This window comes from Segatella copri (assembly GCF_026015625.1).
In the GTDB taxonomy this organism is placed as follows: Bacteria; Bacteroidota; Bacteroidia; order Bacteroidales; family Bacteroidaceae; genus Prevotella; species Prevotella copri_H.
Genome location: NZ_JAPDVG010000001.1, coordinates 3,211,773 through 3,231,692 on the forward strand (window position 1 = coordinate 3,211,773; position 19,920 = coordinate 3,231,692).

11 protein-coding genes are annotated in these 19,920 nt (G+C 48.1%); all 11 read left to right on the forward strand.

Annotated features, from left to right (window positions below; all coding sequences use genetic code 11):
* The first annotated feature begins 110 nt into the window (after positions 1-110).
* A complete protein-coding gene (locus ONT19_RS13310; RefSeq protein WP_264952167.1) occupies positions 111-2,990 on the forward strand; it encodes a two-component regulator propeller domain-containing protein in 2,880 nt (959 codons plus the stop codon).
* 631 nt (positions 2,991-3,621) lie between these two features.
* Complete coding sequence (locus ONT19_RS13315) at positions 3,622-6,558, forward strand: SusC/RagA family TonB-linked outer membrane protein (protein ID WP_264952168.1); 2,937 nt, start codon at positions 3,622-3,624, stop codon at positions 6,556-6,558.
* An 18-nt stretch (positions 6,559-6,576) separates the two neighbouring features.
* Positions 6,577-8,103: a RagB/SusD family nutrient uptake outer membrane protein gene (locus ONT19_RS13320; protein ID WP_119227496.1), complete on the forward strand. Its 1,527-nt coding sequence runs from the start codon at positions 6,577-6,579 to the stop codon at positions 8,101-8,103.
* A gap of 15 nt (positions 8,104-8,118) precedes the next feature.
* A complete protein-coding gene (locus ONT19_RS13325) occupies positions 8,119-9,021 on the forward strand; it encodes a DUF4984 domain-containing protein (RefSeq protein WP_119227497.1) in 903 nt (300 codons plus the stop codon).
* A gap of 18 nt (positions 9,022-9,039) precedes the next feature.
* A complete protein-coding gene (locus tag ONT19_RS13330) occupies positions 9,040-10,590 on the forward strand; it encodes a DUF5003 domain-containing protein (RefSeq protein ID WP_264952169.1) in 1,551 nt (516 codons plus the stop codon).
* Positions 10,590-13,274, forward strand: coding sequence for a DUF4458 domain-containing protein (locus ONT19_RS13335; RefSeq protein ID WP_264952170.1), 2,685 nt, complete (start codon positions 10,590-10,592; stop codon positions 13,272-13,274). The genes ONT19_RS13330 and ONT19_RS13335 overlap by 1 nt, the downstream gene beginning before the upstream one ends.
* 21 nt (positions 13,275-13,295) lie before the next feature.
* Positions 13,296-15,347: a BACON domain-containing protein gene (locus ONT19_RS13340; protein ID WP_264952171.1), complete on the forward strand. Its 2,052-nt coding sequence runs from the start codon at positions 13,296-13,298 to the stop codon at positions 15,345-15,347.
* A 31-nt stretch (positions 15,348-15,378) separates the two neighbouring features.
* Positions 15,379-17,469 carry a subtilase family N-terminal domain-containing protein gene (locus tag ONT19_RS13345; RefSeq protein WP_264952172.1) on the forward strand — a complete coding sequence of 697 codons (2,091 nt, stop codon included), beginning with the start codon at positions 15,379-15,381 and terminating at the stop codon, positions 17,467-17,469.
* Between the two features lie 11 nt (positions 17,470-17,480).
* Positions 17,481-18,218, forward strand: coding sequence for a DUF1573 domain-containing protein (locus ONT19_RS13350; protein ID WP_264952173.1), 738 nt, complete (start codon positions 17,481-17,483; stop codon positions 18,216-18,218).
* 47 nt (positions 18,219-18,265) lie between these two features.
* Complete coding sequence (locus tag ONT19_RS13355) at positions 18,266-18,748, forward strand: lipocalin family protein (RefSeq protein WP_264953065.1); 483 nt, start codon at positions 18,266-18,268, stop codon at positions 18,746-18,748.
* A 95-nt stretch (positions 18,749-18,843) separates the two neighbouring features.
* Positions 18,844-19,797, forward strand: a complete 954-nt coding sequence (locus ONT19_RS13360) for a hydroxymethylpyrimidine/phosphomethylpyrimidine kinase (protein WP_264952174.1) — start codon at positions 18,844-18,846, stop codon at positions 19,795-19,797.
* Positions 19,798-19,920: the final 123 nt, after the last annotated feature.

Sequence of the window (19,920 nt, forward strand, 5' to 3'; positions counted from 1 at the left end):
ATCGGATCCTCTGGGAATAGCAGCGGCTATTTTTCTCAGGGGATTCTTTTTTTTTGAATTTTCTCCGATATTTTTTGGCGTTATCATGAATATTGTGTAAATTTGCACACATGAAAAAGTCAAAAGAACCTATAAACCGCATCAGCATGGCAATTGCTATGCTCTTTGTTTCGCTCGCCATCCATGCGCAGCGTTTCGTCAACACCTCCCTTGAAGGTGCTCAGTCCGTTTGTGCCATTACCCAGGACAGTGATGGAATGATATGGCTCGGAACCGACAACGGTCTTTACAGCTATGATGGTTATCATGGCTACCGCCATTTTCAGGAACATACATTCTGCAATACGCGTGTCAATGCGCTCGGTTTCGAGGGCAGAATGCTCTATCTGGCTACTGGCAACGGCATCCTGAAATTCGATACGCAATCTTATCAATATGCCGAAACACCAGCAATGAAGGCTTTTGCCGATGAGGCGAAGCGCAAGCAGCTGAAGGAACTCCGTGTGCTCGATATCAAGGGTGGTAAGACTGACTTCGGTGGCGATGTCTATGCCTTGCTCTCTACTCCGCGAGGCTTGCTCGTAGGTTCGCTTGCTGGTCTGCGTCTCGGCAGCAGACTGATTCCGCTCCGTGCCGGAGAACAGCCGCTGGTCAATGCGCTCGCCTATGATGCCAAGCGCCGATGCTACTGGATTGGTACCGAGGGCGCTCTCTATTGTGCCGATCTGCAACTCAGGAACTTCTCACAGATTCCAGCTCTGAACGGCAATTCCATCAAATGTCTTTCTACAGATGCTGCCGGCAATCTCTATATCGGAACAGATAACGGACTCTATCAGATGGCACTCTCCAATGCCATCACCCATTATATCCACGAGTCCCGCGATGATGCTTCTATTCCTAACAACATCGTCTGGGCTTGCTTTGTAGATAAATGGCAGAATGTATGGGTGGGTACTGACAATGGACTCTCCCGTCTCACTACCCATACCTATTACCGCTATGTATCGCTCGATAAGATTACGATGTCGGGTGAGGGCAACTGTCTCCATGCCATGCTCCAGACCCGTAACGGCGAATGGTGGATGGGCGGTACCAACGGTCTGATTCATTTCACCCGGAATGCTGAAGGCTATCAGAATGTGGCATGGTACAAGCAGAACAGCTCTGCCTTCCCGCTGAGTCATAACCGTGTACGCAAGATTTATGAAGACCATGACGGCGATGTATGGATCTGTACCGACCATGGCATCAACTTCTATGACCGCAGTTCCCGTCAGATGCGCAACTTCATCGTCTACGATAAGAGTGGCAAGTATTCTACTGCCTGGGCTTACGATATTCTCCAGGACAAGAAGGGCAGGATATGGATGGGTTCTTATCAGGGCGGTGTCTTCGTGATGGATAAGGCGGCTCTTCTGAGCGGAAAGACCATAGCCGACTGGCATTTCTCTGACAAGGGAAAGAATGCGCTCTCTGGTCTGCATGTAGGTCAGATGGTGATGGATGGAAAGGGTAGGATTTGGGTTTCTACCTATACCCGTCTCGACTGCATCAATCCGAACGATATGAAGGTGGTGCAGGTAGCTAACTCAGATGTTGTCAACTATCTGATGGCAGACAGCAAGGGCAATATCTGGATGGGTGATAACAGTTCGGTAACCTGTTATTATGCAGCCGGTTCTGTGCTGGGTAACAGCTTTTCTTCCAAGACATGGCAGATTGGTGGCAAGGTAAGTACCATGTGCGATGTGGAAGGCAAGATATGGGTGGTATCGGGCAATGAATGCTGCGTAATCAATCCACAGGGCGAGAGCCAGCGTTTCATGATTCCTTCTGTTGCGCCGCTCAACATCTGTTACAGCAGACAGACTCATGAGGTAATGATGGGCGGCAATGACGGCTATGTGGCAATCAGTTCCGATGTAGCACAGAAGCCTAAGCAGTTTACCCGCCTGATGCTGGCTGGAATCATCGTAAACGGACAGGCTCGTGAGGAGCGTGGAGAAATCCTGAAACTGAAGAGTGATGAGAACAACTTCACCTTGCAGCTCACCGACCTTCCTTTTGCTGATCATCCTTCAGCCGTTTATGCTTACAAACTCGAAGGCAGCGACCACGACTGGCATTATCTGAACTCGAGCAACATCGATATCACCTACAATGGTTTGTCGTATGGCGATTATCATCTTACGGTTCATGCCGTGGATGGTGAAGGCAAGATAGCTGCCGAGGTTTATTCGCTCGACATCTCCGTCCTGCCGCCTTGGTATCTCTCATGGTGGTGCAAGCTCTTCTATATCACGGCACTCATCGTGTTTGTGGCATGGCTGGTAAGCTGGTATTTTCTGCGCAAGGAACTGGCTGATGCCCAGAAGCAGAAGGCTGAGGTGTTGGAGCAGGTACAGATGCGTATGGACTTCTTCAACCGTCTGACGGAAGATTTGAAGGCTGCCGTAGCTCATCATTCATTTGATGAGGTGACAGCTCTGATGGTCCGCTACCTGAATGTGAAGATACCTGAGGTGTCATCTTCTGTTTCTACTGGGTTATCCGCTTCGCCTGTATCTGAGCCAGAGTCATCATCTTCAGAACCAGTTCCTGCACGCTCAGAATCTTCTGAAGAGGAAAAGAAGATTGTAGATATCAGCGAGTTGGATGGGGCAGACAAGCGTCTGCTCGAAGAAATCGATGAGGCGATAGAGAAGCACATGATTGATTCCGACTTCAATGTTTCGATGTTGCAGGATGTGATAGGCATAGGTGGCAAACAGCTGTATCGCAAGACGAAGGCGATAACGGGCCGTACGCCTGTAGAGTATATCCGTGAGATGCGTATGAGCCGTGCTGCCGAGCTCCTGAGCCAGGGCAAGTTCAGTGTTTCCGAGGTGATGTATACCGTTGGTTTTTCCAACAGCAGTTATTTCTCCAAATGCTTCTCCAAGGAGTATGGCATGACTCCTACGGAATATATGAAGGTGAAGAGGTAAATAAATGATGTGCTTCCGTTTGCCTATGGATATGGCTGTGTGGGGTTAAGAATATGACAGCATTGGGTTACGGATACGACTCCGTAGGCTAATGGAGACGTATCCTTCGGCTTGTCGAGATATCTGTGTCAGCTGACTGAGCTACTTGCGACAGCTGATAAAATACGTTCCGATGCAGTAAAAAATGCGTCTCGATGTAGCATTTGCTACGTCCCGACGCAGCAAAAGATACGTCCCGACGTAGTATCAGATACGTCGGGACGTAATTTCAGCTTTATGAAAACGAGTGCATAGAAACAAAAAAAGTGTGTATTGAACTTGTTTTTGCAAACTGTAATCGGATGTGACAAAAAATCGACAATTAACTAAATTTATGAGCAAATATGCTAAAAAACATAGATATTTCATATCAAACATTTAAATTTTAAGCGATAATCTTGGGCAAATAAGAAAATATTCGTAATTTTGCACCAATTTAAGTTAAATAGGTATTTCCATGCGTGCATATTAGTGAAAGAATGTATAAATGGAGGGGCGAAGTGTCACCCTGAGTGCTTTCGGCTTTTACCAAACGAGAAAAAAATGAGAAAAAAATTATAATTATTAATTAATAAACTTGAAACAAACAAGGATGAGAAGATTAACTCTTTTACTTGTCTCACTTGTATTGTTGTCTATCCAATCAGTCTTGGCGCAGAGTTTCAGCGTCAAGGGTACAGTCGTGTCTGCTGAAGACAACGAACCGATGATTGGTGTGACCATTATGCAAGAGGGAACATCAAATGGCGTAGTGACCGATATTGACGGTAACTATACCATCGAAATTAAGGGTGCTTCGAAGGCTACGCTTGTCTACTCTTATGTGGGTTGCGTTACGCAGAAGCACGTTGTGAAAGCGCAGACAAATACGCTCAACATCACCCTTGCTTCGGATTCCAAGATGATGGATGAAGTGGTTGTGGTGGCGTATGGCGTGAGAAAGAAGGGAACCATTGCGGGTTCCGTGTCTGCCGTAAAGTCTGAAAAGATAGAAAATGTGCCGGCGGCAAGCTTCGACCAAGCTTTGCAGGGACAGAGTACTGGTTTGCAGGTCATCTCTTCTTCGGGTGAACCTAGCAAGGCGGCTACCTTCCAAATCCGTGGTACCAACTCTATCAACTCCGGAAAGTCGCCACTCTTTATCCTCGACGGCGTGCCAATCTCAAGTTCTGATTTCAATACTTTGAGTCCTAACGACATCGAAAGTATCTCTGTATTGAAAGATGCCTCTTCTACCTCTATCTATGGTGCACGTGCTGCCAATGGTGTGGTTGTCATCACTTCCAAGCGAGGCTTGTCAATGGACAAGGCGAAGATTACGCTCCGTGCACAGTATGGTTTCTCTGAGTTGGCACAGACCAACTGGAAGATGATGAATACCGACGAGCGTATCCAGTTTGAGAAAGAAGTAGGTCTGGATACAGGTAAGGATTACAATCTCCTTTCAAGAGTAAACGTAAACTGGCTGGACGAGGTGTTCAACGACCGCGCTCCGCTGCAGAGCTACGAACTCTCTATCAATCGTGCTACCGACCGCTTGAACTACTATGTTTCTGGTGGTTTCTACGATCAGGACGGTATCGCACAGAATTCAACCTTCCGCCGTTACAACATCCGCACCAATGCTGATGTAAAGGCAGGCAAGTGGTTGAAGGTAGGTACCAACACCATGGCTGCCTATGAGGAGGCTCAGCAGGCTGACGACGGTAGCTATACTACCGTTACTCCTATCTCAGCATGCCGATTCATGCTGCCTTACTGGAATCCATACGCAAAGGATGGCAGTCTGGCTTCACTTTCAGCAGGCAACTGGGCTGGAACCAGCGAGAACCCTATCGTTTACATGGGCTTGAATCCTATCAAGAACAAGAAATATAAGGTGCTCTCTACCATGTATGCTGAAATCTATCCGATAGAGAATCTGACTATCCGTACTCAGTTTGGTGTCGATTTCACCCATTCTACAGCATTCCTCCAGTCGTTCCCAAGTCTCTCTTCAAATCACGGACAGGGTACTGCGGCACGCCAGAGCAGCGATGCCATCAACCTGACAGAGACTACTACGGCTAACTACCGTTTCACTCTGAACGATATCCATTCGTTCAACGTGATGCTGGGTCAGGAGGCTGTCAATTTCCACTCAGATGGTTTCCAGGTATATTCCAAGGGTCAGACCAGCGATCTCCTGACCAACGTATCATCAGGTACACGTGCCAGCCGCTGGGCAGATTCATCTTCTGATTATTCTTACCTGTCATTCTTCATGCGTGGCGAGTATAACTATAAGGAGCTCTACTATGCCGATTTCTCTCTGCGTACTGATGCTTCTTCACGTTTCGGTAAGGATCATCGCTGGGGTACATTCTGGTCGCTCGGTTTCATGTACAACGTGAAGTCGACCGACTGGCTGAAGGATATGAAGTGGCTCAGCACAGCCCAGATTGCCGTAAGTACCGGTACATCGGGTAACTCTGAGATTCCTAACTATTATCACCTGGCTCTGGTATCGGGTGGTGCCAACTACGATGATACTGCCGGTTTCTATCCATCACAGAGTGGTAACGAGGAATTGGGTTGGGAGTCAACATGGGCAAACAACTTCGCCCTCCGTTTGGGCTTCCTCGACAGAATCAACTTCAGCTTCGAAGCTTACTACAAGCGTACCTCTAATATGCTGATGCGCGTTCCTGAGTCTTATACCGTAACCGGCGAGGGCTATCGCTGGAAGAACGTAGGTGTGATGGCTAACAAGGGTATCGAGCTGAGTGCTGACGGTGATGTAATCCGCACACGCGACTTCACCTGGAATGTAAGTGCCAACGTATCTTACAACCAGAACCGATTGAAGGAACTCTATAACGGTGTAACCGAGTATGTAAACTCAACCACCGGTTTGAAGTATGTGGTAGGTCACTCAGTAAGCGAATTCTTCCTGAACCGTTATGCCGGTGTGAACCCAGCGAATGGTGAGCAGCTCTGGTATGACAAGAACGGCAACGTGACCAACGAGTTCCGTGAGAGCGACAAGGTGATGACAGGCAAGACCTATGATGCACCTTGGATGGGCGGTTTCGGTACAAGCTTCCGTTGGAAGGGCTTGCAGCTTTCTGCCCAGTTCAGCTGGATTGGTACACGCTACGTGATTAACAACGACCGTTACTTCGAGGAGAGCGGTGTAACCTTCGGTACTGCTTACAACCAGTCAAACCGTCTGTTGTACGACCGTTGGAAGCAGCCAGGCGATATTACCGATATCCCACGTTGGGGCGAGGTAACCCAGCTCGACGATCGCTTCTTGGAGAATGCATCGTTCCTCCGTCTGAAGAATCTCAGTCTGTCCTATTCATTGCCACAGAGTCTGTTGCGCAAGACCAACTTCTTCTCTATGGTCAGAATCTATGGTCAGGCACAGAACCTCTTCACCGTAACCGGTTTCAACGGTTTGGATCCTGAGGTTTCATCCAATATTTACCAGGCACAGTATCCGGCATCACGCCAGTTTACTCTGGGTGTTGAATTGCAATTCTAACCAAGAAAGGAGAAAAAAATGAATATCAAAAATATAAAGACATACATCCTGTCGGGAATCCTAGCCCTCTCGATGTCTTCCTGTCTTGATAAGTATCCTGAGGATTCTATCCGCATGGACCAGGCTATCAACACGGTGGACGACATGGACAAGCTGGTGTACGGTATCTACGACAGTTTCAAGAGCAGCGCCCTCTATTCGGGCAATCTGACTATCCTGCCAGATCTGCAGGCAGACTTCGTGTACTGCGTGAAGGGCTACTCTAATGCCTATGGCGATATCTACCGTTGGAAAGATATCAAGGCTACCAACACCGACATCGAGTCGGTATATGGTGCGCTTTATGGTGTTATCAACAATGCCAACTTCCTGCTCGATAATGTAGATAAGGTAAAGGCAAACACCAACAGTGATAAGGAACTCGACAAGCTGGAGCAGTATCAGGGCGAGGCTTATTTCGCCCGTGCCCTGGCTTACTCAGAGTTGATCAAGTGTTTCTGCAAGGCTTACGATAGCGATGAGCAGGCAGAGAAGGAACTCGGCGTTGTACTTACAGAGCACTATTACGGCAATGAGCCACAGAAGAGAGCCAGTCTGAAGGAATCATACGATTTCGTATTGAGAGACCTTGACAAGGCTGCTGAGTATCTGAAGGTAGACGAAGACTTCACAGGAAGTCTCTACAATGAGATTTACTTCAACGAGTATACCTGTCATGCCTTACGTGCGCGCATATCCTTATATATGCACAAGTACGATGATGCCATCAAGTATGCATCTAAGGTAATCGGCAGTAAGTATTATACATTGGAGAAGGCTTCTTCCAACACCTATTCAAACCAGGTGAACGATTACAAGTATATCTGGACCTATGGTGATTCGCGTGAGGCTATCTGGAAGGTAGGTTTTACCGTGAACAGCTATGGCGGTGCACTGGGTACCATCTTCGATAACTACAACTATGTAACTTATCGTCCAGACTATGTGCCAGAGACATGGGTCATCAACTCATTCGACGCCAATGACCTCCGTGCTGCAGCCATCTTCACAACCCGTGTAACAGGTTATGAGCACGGTTTGCAATGGCCTTTGCTGAGCAAGTATTTCGGCGATGCAGAATTCCGGAGCAACAATATCCTGCATGTTCACCAGCCAATGGTATTCCGTCTGTCAGAGCAGTATCTGATACGTGCTGAGGCTTACGCAATGAAGGAGGAATATGGCAAGGCAGGTAAGGACATCTCTACCTTGCGTATAGCCCGCTACTCATCTTATGGTGGTAACACCTCGATGAGCGAGAGCAACGCCATGAAGATAATCGAGGCAGAGCGCGTGAAGGAACTCTATATGGAAGGCTTCCGTCTGAACGACCTCAAACGCTGGCACAAGGGATTTGAGCGTAAGGCTGCCGACCAGCCTGCTGCCAACTTCGTGCAGAGCAGTCTGAAGGTTGAAAAGGATGACCCTCTCTTTGTCTGGCCAATTCCTCAGCATGAGCTTGAGGCACCAGGTTCTGAGATTCAGCCTAATGAAAGTAACAAATAAAATAAGGAGACGATCATGAAGAAAATAATGATGGGATGTTTGGCAGCCGTAGCTGCACTCATCGCTCTTGTGAGTTGTTCACAGGATTATACCACTTATGCTGGTCCAAGTCATATCATGTTCTCTGATACGCTCTATCAGTATGCTGTACAGGAAAGCAATGAGGTTTTCAATGTGCCTGTATCTGCAACCGAAAAAGCTGACTACGACCGCACCTTCGGCGTGGAGGTAGTAGACAAGCAGAGCAATGCCATCGAGGGTAAGCATTACCGCATCCTCAACAACACCGTTACAATCAAGGCGGGCGAGATGGTAGGAAATGTGAAGGTTCAGGGTATCTATGATAACATCGGCAAGACCGACTCGCTCGGCTTCACCCTGAAACTGGTGATTCCGGAGAAGTATAACTGGACAGATCTCTATAAGGACTATGCCCACGTGGTAATGCAGAAGTCTTGTCCTTTCGATATCCACAACTTCTCTGGCTGGTGCATGGTAACATCTACCTTCTACAGCAAGTATCTGAACAACGTAAACAACCGTCTGATCAAGACCGAGGTAGTGGAAGGCGAGGAGAATACCGTTCTGCTGAAGGATGTTTACTATAAGGGCTACAACCTGAAGTTGAAGTTCAGCACCAAGAACATTCTTGAGCCAAAGGTAGAGATGGACGATCAGATAGCTGGTGAAACCGGCGAGGCGTTCGGTACCATCTATGGAGACGGCAAGTTGCGCATCAGCCAGCCTTCTCTCTATACCTCTTATTATAACACCTGCCAGAACTATGTATTGCAGTATGTCACCATGAGTGTTGACAACAAGGATGGTTCAACCTACGGCAACGTAGGAACCTTCATCACCATGTATGAATGGATCAGCGATGCAGAGGCAGAGAAATTGAAAGAACAAGGATATTAATCGTAGAATAAAAAGAAAATGAAAACATTGATTTCAAAATATTGGCTCGTATTGATGGCGCTGGTATCAGTGACTCTGTTCACAGCTTGTTCCAGCGATGACGACGATGCCGTAACTCCTGTGTTCCCACAGGTACAGACTATCTCCGGTGAAGCTGGCGAAGTGAAAGAGTTTACTTTCGAAGCTAACGAGAGCTGGAGCCTTTCTTCAGACAAAATCTGGTGTAAACTGGTGGGCGAGAAAGCAGACGCCTTCGTACTCAACGGTACTGCAGGCAAGCAGACCATCAAGGTTAAGATTACTGCTGATGATGCCAGCGATGATATGAGCGTGGCTCAGCTCTTCCTGAATATGGGTGGTCAGAAGGTTGCCATCGCTGAGGTTACGCGTTCGGCTGCCGGCTATAAGTTGCAGGTATTCGATGCGGCTGGCAATGATATCACCGAGACAGGTATCACTGTAGGTTACAATGTATACACCAAGTTTACCGTAAAGTCAAACTACCGTTTTGCGGTTACCAATACTCCAGCTTGGGTAGACTTGGAAGGCGGTTTCCTGGTAGGTACACCTAACGAGGCTGTTGTTGGCGGTGTTGCCTTCAAGGAGAATCAGGGCGTAAGTGCTAAGTATGCCATCGCTAAGGACGGCAACTACACCATCACCTTCACTTCTGAGGATGGCAAGGCTGCTGTAACCATACCTGTTATCTATAATGGTATGACCACCAGCACCATGGATGTTACTTATCCAACCTCTTCACAGTGGGCAGTATGGAATGTATCTCTTGATGGTAAGGTGTTCACTCAGAATGGTTCTAGCCTGAATGGCGGTGATACCAACGCTTTCACCTTCTACAACTTCGTTCCTTTCACCCTCAAGACCTTGGGTGATGCTTATCAGCTGGTAGTCTTCGATAAAAAGGAAGATGGTCTGCGCGAGGAAACATCCGGCGCTGTGAAGTTGCAGGGTGAGAAGGGTGACGTTAAACTTACTATTGATGCCTTGAGCAGCGGAAGCCGTGAGTTCCTGGTTTATGCATTGCCACAGAGCGTATTCGAGAGTCTGGAGAATGGACTCGACGGAATGCTGGAGGAAGACTTCATGACAGTGAAGAGCGATTACGACCGCTACTTCCTGATGGATGTTGTACAGAAGAAAGAAAATAAGGGCGATTCTGAGGTTACTGCTCCGATTGTTACCAGCATGGGTATGAATGTAGATTGTGCCTTGACAACCAATGATGACTTTAAGTCATATGCTGAGGGCTTCTTCAGTTATACTGGTAAAGAAGTATTTGAATCAACAGTTTATGGTGGTTATGTAGCCATTTATCCTCAGATTGACGGATGGGATCCTACAGCTGGAGCAACCGTAGTCATTTACGATGGTACAGGAAACCCTGTTGATGTTAAAAACTACGAGGTAGGACAGGACGAAAAGGGTATCTATGTTGGCTTGAATGCCGATAAGCTCGCTTATCCTATCTTTGCAGGTTTCAACAACATGCAGGGAGTATGCCAGCGAGTAGTCTTTATCAATAATATGGGATTTAGAAGCAAGAGAAAGTAATGAACAGAATGAAAATATTTTCAAAGGCTCTCTTGTTGCTCTTGGTCTCTCTCCTGACCTTTGCAGCAACAAGTTGCTCGGATGATGAGACCGGAGGCTGGGACGGCACATACGGATATGTGCAGTTCAAGCTCAGCAAGAAGGTTTCTTCAAGAGCTACCCGTGCTGCTGCCCTTGACAAACTTGAGAAATTGGATGATGCCAAGAAAATCAAGGTGGTCATGGAGCACAACGGTACAACTGTCTCTCAGACACTGGTGCTCAATTCTTATAATTCAGAGAATGCAGAGTATGGTCTGAGAAGTGAAAAACTGCAACTCGCTTCGGGTACTTACACCGTCATCGGTTTCTATCTCTATGATGCTGTAGACGAGGAGTTGCTGGCTTCTTCTGCCGGCGAAACATTCACTGTAGTAGGTGGCGGTCTGGAAGTACAGAACCTCATGGTGGAGACTGTGGAGCGTGGTAAGGTGAAGTTCAATCTCGTGAAGGAGTGGGAGAAGACTCGTGCCGGTGGTACAGAATATCTCTTCTCTAACATTCGTCTCGTTGACGTCAGCGTAACCAACCTCTTTACCCGTGAGACCTATACTTTCCCTGAACTGAAGGTGAAATATAAGGAGTCTAGCGTAGAGCATCAGAATCCTGACAATGAGAACGATAAGTATATGGACACAGGTACTGCTTACTGCGATACTACCGTATGGTTGCCTGCCGGTACTTATCAGGTTACCTCTTATACTACCTACGGCAAGACAGGTGCGGTGAAGACCAAGTATGAGACCCAGCCTGTAAAGGGTGAGGCTTTCATTATAGAGGACAATCAGCTCAATGATAAAGCGCAGGTGCCTATCCTCCTTTCCAAGACTAAGGAGTATATCAAGGACTATGAGGCTTTGAAGGCTATCTGGGAATCTCTCCAGGGTAAGGAGTGGAGCTTCTATGGCGATGCTACCTTCAAGGGAGCTAACTGGAACTTCAACAAGGAACTCGATATGTGGGGCGACCAGCCGGGCGTAACCCTCAACAGCAACGGCCGTGTCATCGGTCTTATCATCGCCGGTTTCGGTGCAAAGGGAATCGTACCTGATGCCATCGGACAGCTGACAGAACTCCAGGTGCTCAACCTCGGTTCTCACGATGAGAAGATTGGTGCCAACATCTTCAATGATTATGATGCAAACAGTCTGACTGCTGCAAAGAAGAGCAGCATGCGTCACGACTATGAGAACAAGTTCCTGAAGTATGACCCACGTGCTAACATGTCGGAGATGATTGTAAAAAGCTACAACTCAGATCCTAAGGTGGCACCGAAGAACAGAATCAAGAAGGACAGCCGCATCAACCTGAAGGATGCACAGATCGGTACATTGACCAACAAGATTAAAGGTGTATCTAAGGCCATCTACCGTCTGACTAAGTTGCAGCAGTTCTATATCGGTAACTCTTCTATCACATACGATGAGGTTTGTGCGAGGTTCTACAATGCTGATGATCCTGTTTATGGTAAGTTTGCGAAGGAGTTTAAGGATGAGGATTGGGACAAGATGGAAAACCTGACCGATATCGAGCTTTACAACTGTCCGAAGATCAGTCGCATTCCAGACTTCTACTATAATCTCCCTAAATTGCAGGCGATGAACCTGGCACGATGCAAGGGCATCTCTGCCAACCAGTTGAGAAACGACTGGACCCGTCTGGCTAACGAGAAGACCGGTAAGACTCTCCAGATTCTCTATATGAGTTACAACAACCTGGAGGAGTTCCCTGAGTCATCTGCCTTGAGCAAGATGGTGAACCTCGGTCTGCTCGACCTGGCTTACAACAACATCAAGAAGTTGCATCCGTTCGGTTCTGAGGTAGCGCTTTCTTCACTCTATCTGAACAACAACCAGATTGAGGAGGTTCCTGCTAATCTCTGTGCCTTTACAGATGATGTAGAAAGTCTGACTTTCGCTCATAACAAACTGAAGAAGATTCCGAATATCTTCGATGCAAGTTCTGTTCGCGAGATGGGTTCTGTAGACTTCTCTTACAACGAGATTACAGGTGTAGATAAGAGTCATGGTACCTACAAGGGTATTAATGCAGCTTCAGTCAGTCTGTCAAACAATAAAATAGAGAAGTTCCCTTCAGAGCTGTTTACAGCCGGTTCGCCAATCACAACCATCGATTTGAGCGGCAACCAGATGCGTACTATCCCTAAGGGTTCCATCAAGGGCAAGAAGGCTTATCTGCTGCAGGTCATCGACCTCCGATTCAACAAGTTGACATCCCTCTCTGATGACTTCCGCTCAACTACATTGCCATACATTACCAATATGGACTTGAGCTACAACTGCTTCACCGAGGTGCCAACCCAGCCATTGAACAGTGCCGTGCTCCGTGCCTTTGCCATCAACCACCAGCGTGATGAGAATAACGACCAGCGTTGCCTGCGTACATGGCCTACAGGAATCACAACCTGTCCGAGCCTGATCCAGTTCCAGATTGGTTCCAACGATATCCGTAAGGTAGAAGAGACACTGACCCCTCACCTTTATATCCTGAATATCGCAGATAACCCTAACATCTCTATCGATGTAACCAGCGTCTGCGCATACATCAAGGCAGGTATGTATAAGCTGTTCTACGACAAGAATCAGGACATCCGCGGTTGCGATGCTTTGGATCTCGAAAATTAAACGAATAGAAAGTAAGATAATATGAAATATATTAAGAAACTTACATGGCTCCTCGTTCTGGGTGCAGGTCTGATGACTGCATCCTGCAGCGATAGCGATGATGTAGATATCCCAGGCGGACTCGCCATCGACAAGGAGCAGATTGAAATAGCAGCTGAGGGCGGTAGCGAACAGCTTGCCATTGCTGCCTCACAGAATTGGGTGGCTAACGTGGATGAGCCTTGGCTGATGCTCACTCCTGCCAATGGCGTGGGTTCTACTACTGCAACTGTGGTAGTTGACTCTACTCTGATGAACGGACGCCGTACTACCGATATCGTCTTTATCGGCGATAACGGTCAGCGCCGCACCGTTTCCGTAAAACAGTTTGGTTATGGTAAGCAGATTGACATCAAGGAACCAACTGTAGAAATCGAAAATTCAGAATCATACGATAAGCGTGCTTTCGAGAGTTTGATTTCTGCCAATGTAGAATGCAAAATCGGTAAGATAGAGTATTCTTTCGAGGGTGATATGACTGATGCCGAGAAGGCAGAAAACGAGAGCGAGCGTGAAGGTTGGCTTCTGAATAGTAAGGATGAGGATAAACTGACAGGTACCAATCTCGGAATCGTACTTGATAGAAAGGCGCGTCCTCGCAGCGTGAAGTTCAAGTTCCGCTGGGCGATGAACGTGGTTCCTGCCGTTCGTGTGGCTAAGGTTCATCTCGTGCCAGTCAAGGCTGAAGACCAGCTGGTAGATGCAGATGGCAAACCTATAGATGATGTCATCCTGACCGTTCGTCAGAAGGCAGCACCTAAGATTGAGGACAACCGTGCCGGTGACTCTCTCTCTGTCATCATGATCAACCAGAAACTGGGTAGCATTGCTACCTTCGATTCCAGCGATAACATGCGAAACTGGAGCGGCGTAACGCTCTGGGAAGCTACTGATGATTTCGTGAAAGCTCATCCTGAGGCTTTAGGACGTGTACGTTCTGTCAAGTTCAGCATGTTCAACCTCAAGAGTGGCGAAACTCTTCCTAAGGAAGTGGGCAACCTCAAGTTCCTGGAGTCATTCTCTGTTGCTGCCAACGAGAACAACCAGATTCGTGAGGTGAACCTCGGTGATGAAATCTGCTCGCTGAAGTATCTGAAGAATCTTACCGTTCAGGCTTACGGTCTGACTCAGTTGCCTACTAACTTTGTTAAGCTGGGCAAGAGTCTTGAAACGCTCAACCTGGTAAGTAACAACTTCAACAAGTTGTCGGATATCACCAATATCGTCAACGAGAAGAACTTCCCTAAGTTGCGTAACCTCATTCTCTACGCACAGCGCCGTACGGATGTTGTCACCAACATCGCTTCGCTGGGCGAAATGAATGCATCAGGCGTCTATGTTTATAATAACTATCCTATCGGACTGTATGGTAAGGTAAATGCCGGAACCGCAGACCGCCAGGCGCTTCTCAAGCTCCTGACATGGGATAAGTTGAATACACTGGAGTTGTCTTACTGCTTCCTGGAGGGTGAACTTCCTACCGATGAAGAGATGACTGAGGCACTGGAGGCTGCCGGCAAGGCTACCCGATACAGCAAGTCTGACTTCTCTACCAATAAGGCTGATTATCTCGACAAACTGGTAGGTGATACCTGTAAATGGTTGCTCTCTGGCTGGGATAATCCAGTAACTTGCAAGCACAAGGATGGTTCTGTAGTTTATGAGGATGTTTATCCTCTCCAGGTGCCACGTGTATTGCCAAACTGCCGTCAGTTGTCACTCAACCTTAACTTCCTGACAGGTGCGGTGCCAAAGTGGATTCTTTATCATCCACATCTGGTAGAATGGACTCCTTCTATCATGATCTTCAACCAGCAGCCTAAGGGTAAGAATAGCGATGGCGCTGCCGTTGGTTTCTCTAATATGACAGAAGACAGCTACAGCTACGACTACTATTACGGAACCAGCGACCCAGGTAGCAAGTGGGAGGTTCCGGGTGTAGCTTATCCGCTCTACTACCGCAAATACGTGGCAGCAGGCGATATTAATGAAGCTGCGCTGATGGCAAAGTACAGGAGAACTAAGAAAAAGTAAGATAAACATAAAAACAATATAGAAGCAAACAATGAAGAAAAAGTTTTTCTATATAGCAATGGTCGCATTGGCATTGACGGGCTGTTCTGACAGCCTGTCAACCATCGGCTCTTCTGACGACAATTCAGAAATCACCATCCCTGCAGATGCTGAGGCGGGTGAACTGCTGATTAAGTTCAGTCCGGAAATGAGCGATATCCTCGACCAGGCACAACTGAGCAAGACCCGCGCCGGAAAGGCTACCCGTTCGGGTATTCCTTCTACCGACGAGGTGCTCGACATCCTGGGAAGCTACAGCTTCGAGCGTGTGTTCCCGGTAGATGCAAATACTGAGGCAAGAACCCGCGAGGCGGGACTCCACCTCTGGTATACGGTGAAGTTTAACAAGGGTACAGACCTGAAGGCGGCTGCCGAGCGCCTGAAGCAGTTGGGTGAAATCTCAAAGGTTCAGACCAACGGTCGCATCAAGCGTGCTTACAATACCGACAGCAAGCGTATCTATCTCAGCGATAAGGCACTTCAGCAGAAGTCTACCCGCGCAGCAGCCGGGGGCGAGCCAAACGACCCAGGCTTTGCCAGCCAGTGGCACTACCGTAACCTGGGTGAGGGCAACTATGACTTTGAGAACCTCAACAATAATCACGTGGGTGCTAAGGCTGGATGTGACGTGAATGCACTTGAGGCATGGAAGACCTGTACAGGCGATCCTTCTATCATCGTGGCTATTCTCGATGAGGGCGTGATGTATACGCACCCTGATTTGGCAGCCAATATGTGGTGCAACCCGGGCGAAAGTGTTCAGGGTGCCAAGACTGACGGCGACGGAAACGGTTATGAGGGCGACCTTCATGGCTACAACTTCGTAACCGAGAGCGGCGATATTACCTGGACTGATGCCAACGATTCTGGTCATGGTACTCACGTAGCTGGTACCATTGCAGCCGTAAATAATAATCGTAGAGGTGTTTGTGGTGTAGCCGGTGGTGACGGAACTCCTAACTCTGGTGTCAAGATTATGTCTTGCCAGGTATTCTCCGGTCAGAACAGTGTAACCTTGGCAGGCGAGGCAAGAGCCATCAAATATGCTGCCGATAATGGTGCAGTCATCCTGCAGTGCAGTTGGGGTTACAACTCTTCAGAGTCTAGTATCATCAATGGTTATACTCCTGGACCTGCTACCGAGAAGGAGTGGGCAGAGACTTATCCTTTGGAGAAGGAGGCTTTGGATTACTTCATCAACAATGCCGGTTCGCCTAATGGTGTCATCGACGGCGGTATTCCAGTCTTCGCAGCCGGTAACGAGTATGCTGGCAATCCTGCTTTCCCAGGTGCTTACTCTAAGTGCGTCTGCGTATCTTCAGTAGCTGCCGACTTTACTCCAGCCTGCTACACCGATTTCGGTTCGCTCGTAACCCTGAGTGCTCCTGGTGGCGACTTGGAATATTACAGCAAGATTGGCGAGCAGGAAGATGAATACTGGGCAGAGACGACAACCGAGCAGAAAGGTGCTGTGCTCTCTACGATGATCAAGAACGGTCAGCCTGCTTACGGCTACATGGAGGGAACCTCTATGGCTTGTCCTCACGTTTCGGGTGTGGCTGCCTTGGGTCTCGCTTATGCTGCCAAGACGAACCGTCATTATCGTGCTGCCGACTTCGTAGCCCTGATGAAGAAATCTGTAAAGGAACTGGATAGTCATTATCAGAATGGTGCAACCAAGACCTACTACATGAACCATACTACCGTAGGTGCTTCGCCTGAGATCGTACAGCTCTCTAAGTACATCGGCAAGATGGGTGCTGGTCTGATTGATGCAGCTAAGCTCTTGAATAAAATCAAGAACAAGGAACTCAGTTCTGATATGAAGTTGCCTAACGTGTATGTGGGCATCGAGAAGACTGTTTCTCTCAACCTCGCTGCATATTTCGCAGGTCAGACAGAGAAATTCTCTTGCTCTGTAGTGAATGGCAGTGTAGCTTCTGCTTCGGTAGATGGCAAGACGCTCATCGTGAAGGGACTCGCTGCCGGAAGCACATCGCTCACCGTAACAGCTGCCGATGGTACCAGCCAGACTGTAGTTGTGACCGTTAGAAAGAGTGCCGGTAACAATGGTTGGATGTAATTGGATGTAATATGAAGATATTTGCTTTCCTATCGCTTTTCTTCCTGGCTTTGCCTGTTACGGTGAATGCGCAGAAGGAACTGCTGAAGTTTGAGCATCCGCTTATCGATGCGGGTACGATGACCGAGGACGATGCGCCTCGCACCTTCACCTTCGTGGGTAAGAATGTGAGCAAGAAGATACTGCACATCACACAGGTGAGAACCACCTGTGGATGTACCAGTTCTTATGTCAAGGGCGATGTGATGAAGCCTGGCGATACCTGTCAGGTGCAGCTCACCTTCACGCCTAACCGCTATCCGGGCACCATCAATACGGGTGCTTATCTCTATCTGAAAGAGGTAGAGGGACAGCCTGCCGTTAAGCTTGCCTTAACGGGAAAGGTGCTGCCGGGTGCTGACCAGTGGGCACGCTATCCGCACAAGATGGGCGCACTCAGACTGAAACAGGCGAAGGCAAGTATCACAGAGGTAAAGCCGGGCACAGAGCCTGAGGCACGCATCCTTTGCGGAAACAGCGGCGACAAGCCGCTCCGTATATCCAGCCTCCTTCTTCCTCCTTATGCCCGTCTTACGACAGAGCCTGAGGTGATAGAACCGGGTGATGAGGCTGACCTCGTCATCACCATCATAGCCGATAAGATTCCGGCTACGATGCCCGAATCCTTCACCTTCCCTGTTATTCTGGAGGGCTTGGATGCCCGTCCGTCTGACAGAACGATACAGGTCGTTGTAAAGGTAAAAAGGTAAAAAAGGAAAAAAGTAAAAAAGAAAAAAATACCAAGACAATGAAATATTTGAAAAAACTCTTCACCCTCCTGGTGATTGCTTTGTTTGCCTGCGGCTTTGCAGCCTGCAGCAGCGATGATGAGGAACCGGAGGAGCCTTCTCTGGAAGTTACACCTGCCAATCTTCATGGCACATGGGAGTTGGCTGAGTGGAACGGTGAACCTCTTGCTGAGGGCACATACTGCTACATCGTTTTCAACCGCAAGGACCAGACTTTCGAGATGTATCAGAAGTTTGATAGTATGTATGGTCGCCATATCACCGGTTCGTTCGCTATCAAGAACGATCCATACCAGGGCTACATTATCAGCGGAAGCTATGATAACGGTAAGGGCGACTGGAACCAGAGTTATCTCGTAACCCGTCTCCTGGCATCGGGTTCCATGATATGGACCGCCAAGAACGATGTTACCGACATCTGCCGCTACGTGCGTTGCAAAGAGGTTCCTGCCGAGATACTCAAGGAATGTAAAGATCTCACTGAAGAATAAAAAAATGAGCGAATTATCTGCAAATTCTGCGGATTATTCGCTCTTTTTTTGTATCTTTGCCCTCAAACTTATCATCGGGTTCAAAGTTTAAGGATATGATATTAACGATTACAGGTTCAGACAGCACCGGAGGCTCTGGTGTGCAGGCGGACATCAGGACGATTTCCGAGTTGGGCGGTTATGCTGTTTCGGCAATAACCAGCATCACTGTGCAGAATACGCTCGGTATTCAGGAGTTCTTCGATATTCCTGCCGAGATTGTTTCGGGGCAGATTGAGGCTATCATGAACGATATGCAGCCTGATATTGTGAAGATTGGTATGATACGCAGGGTGGAAACGCTGAATGTGGTCATCGATGCGTTGACCAGGTACCGTCCTGCCCATATCATCTATGCCCCTGCCATCTGGTCGAGCCAGGGCGATGCGCTGATGACGGAAGATGTGGTGAGCCAGATCAAATACCGTCTGCTGCCGCTCTGTTCTGTCGTCGTGGCACGCAAGAAGGAGAGCGACATCATTCTTCAGAATTCCAAACTGCTGAGCCTTGCCGAGAAGCAGGGACTCCGGATCTATCGCCTCGACAATGCCAATTCGCATGGTCTCATCAACCGTTTCTCTTCAGCCCTTGCTGTCTATCTGAATCAGGGCAAGAAGATGGAGGAGGCGTTGGCGATGGCGCAGGATTTCATCAATGTAGAACTCGTGCGCCAGAGCAATCTGCAGGGCAGAAGTTCCGAGCTTTACAACCAGTTTATCTCGCAGGTGAATAACTTCTGCCGCACTTACAGCGATGTTCATTTCTATGCCGACCAGTTGAATGTGAGTGGCCGTTATCTGGCTCAGGTTACCCGTCGCATCTCCGGCAAGACGCCGAAGGCAATCATCGATGAATACATCGTGAAGGAGATAGAGCGCGAGCTTTCTACCACCACGCATACGGTTCAGGAGATAGCCAATACCTTCGGCTTCTCATCCCAGGCTCATCTCACCAAGTTCTTCAAGAAGATGAGAGGGGTAACGCCTTCTGCTTTCAGGCAGAAAGGATAAGTTAGTTTATAGTTGAAAGTTTATAGTTTCTAGCCGAAAAGCTATGAGTTTCGATGAAAAAAACTATGAGTTAGTATTTTTAACATAAAGCTCTAAAGCAGCCAAAGGAGAATAAGAGAGGTT

Excerpts from the sequence above, each read along its gene's own strand:
- ONT19_RS13310 (WP_264952167.1), top strand. The coding sequence starts at position 111 with ATGAAAAAGTCAAAAGAACCTATAAACCGCATCAGCATGGCAATTGCT.
- ONT19_RS13315 (WP_264952168.1), top strand. The coding sequence starts at position 3,622 with ATGAGAAGATTAACTCTTTTACTTGTCTCACTTGTATTGTTGTCTATC.
- ONT19_RS13320 (WP_119227496.1), top strand. The coding sequence starts at position 6,577 with ATGAATATCAAAAATATAAAGACATACATCCTGTCGGGAATCCTAGCC.
- ONT19_RS13325 (WP_119227497.1), top strand. The coding sequence starts at position 8,119 with ATGAAGAAAATAATGATGGGATGTTTGGCAGCCGTAGCTGCACTCATC.
- ONT19_RS13330 (WP_264952169.1), top strand. The coding sequence starts at position 9,040 with ATGAAAACATTGATTTCAAAATATTGGCTCGTATTGATGGCGCTGGTA.
- ONT19_RS13335 (WP_264952170.1), top strand. The coding sequence starts at position 10,590 with ATGAACAGAATGAAAATATTTTCAAAGGCTCTCTTGTTGCTCTTGGTC.
- ONT19_RS13340 (WP_264952171.1), top strand. The coding sequence starts at position 13,296 with ATGAAATATATTAAGAAACTTACATGGCTCCTCGTTCTGGGTGCAGGT.
- ONT19_RS13345 (WP_264952172.1), top strand. The coding sequence starts at position 15,379 with ATGAAGAAAAAGTTTTTCTATATAGCAATGGTCGCATTGGCATTGACG.
- ONT19_RS13350 (WP_264952173.1), top strand. The coding sequence starts at position 17,481 with ATGAAGATATTTGCTTTCCTATCGCTTTTCTTCCTGGCTTTGCCTGTT.
- ONT19_RS13360 (WP_264952174.1), top strand. The coding sequence starts at position 18,844 with ATGATATTAACGATTACAGGTTCAGACAGCACCGGAGGCTCTGGTGTG.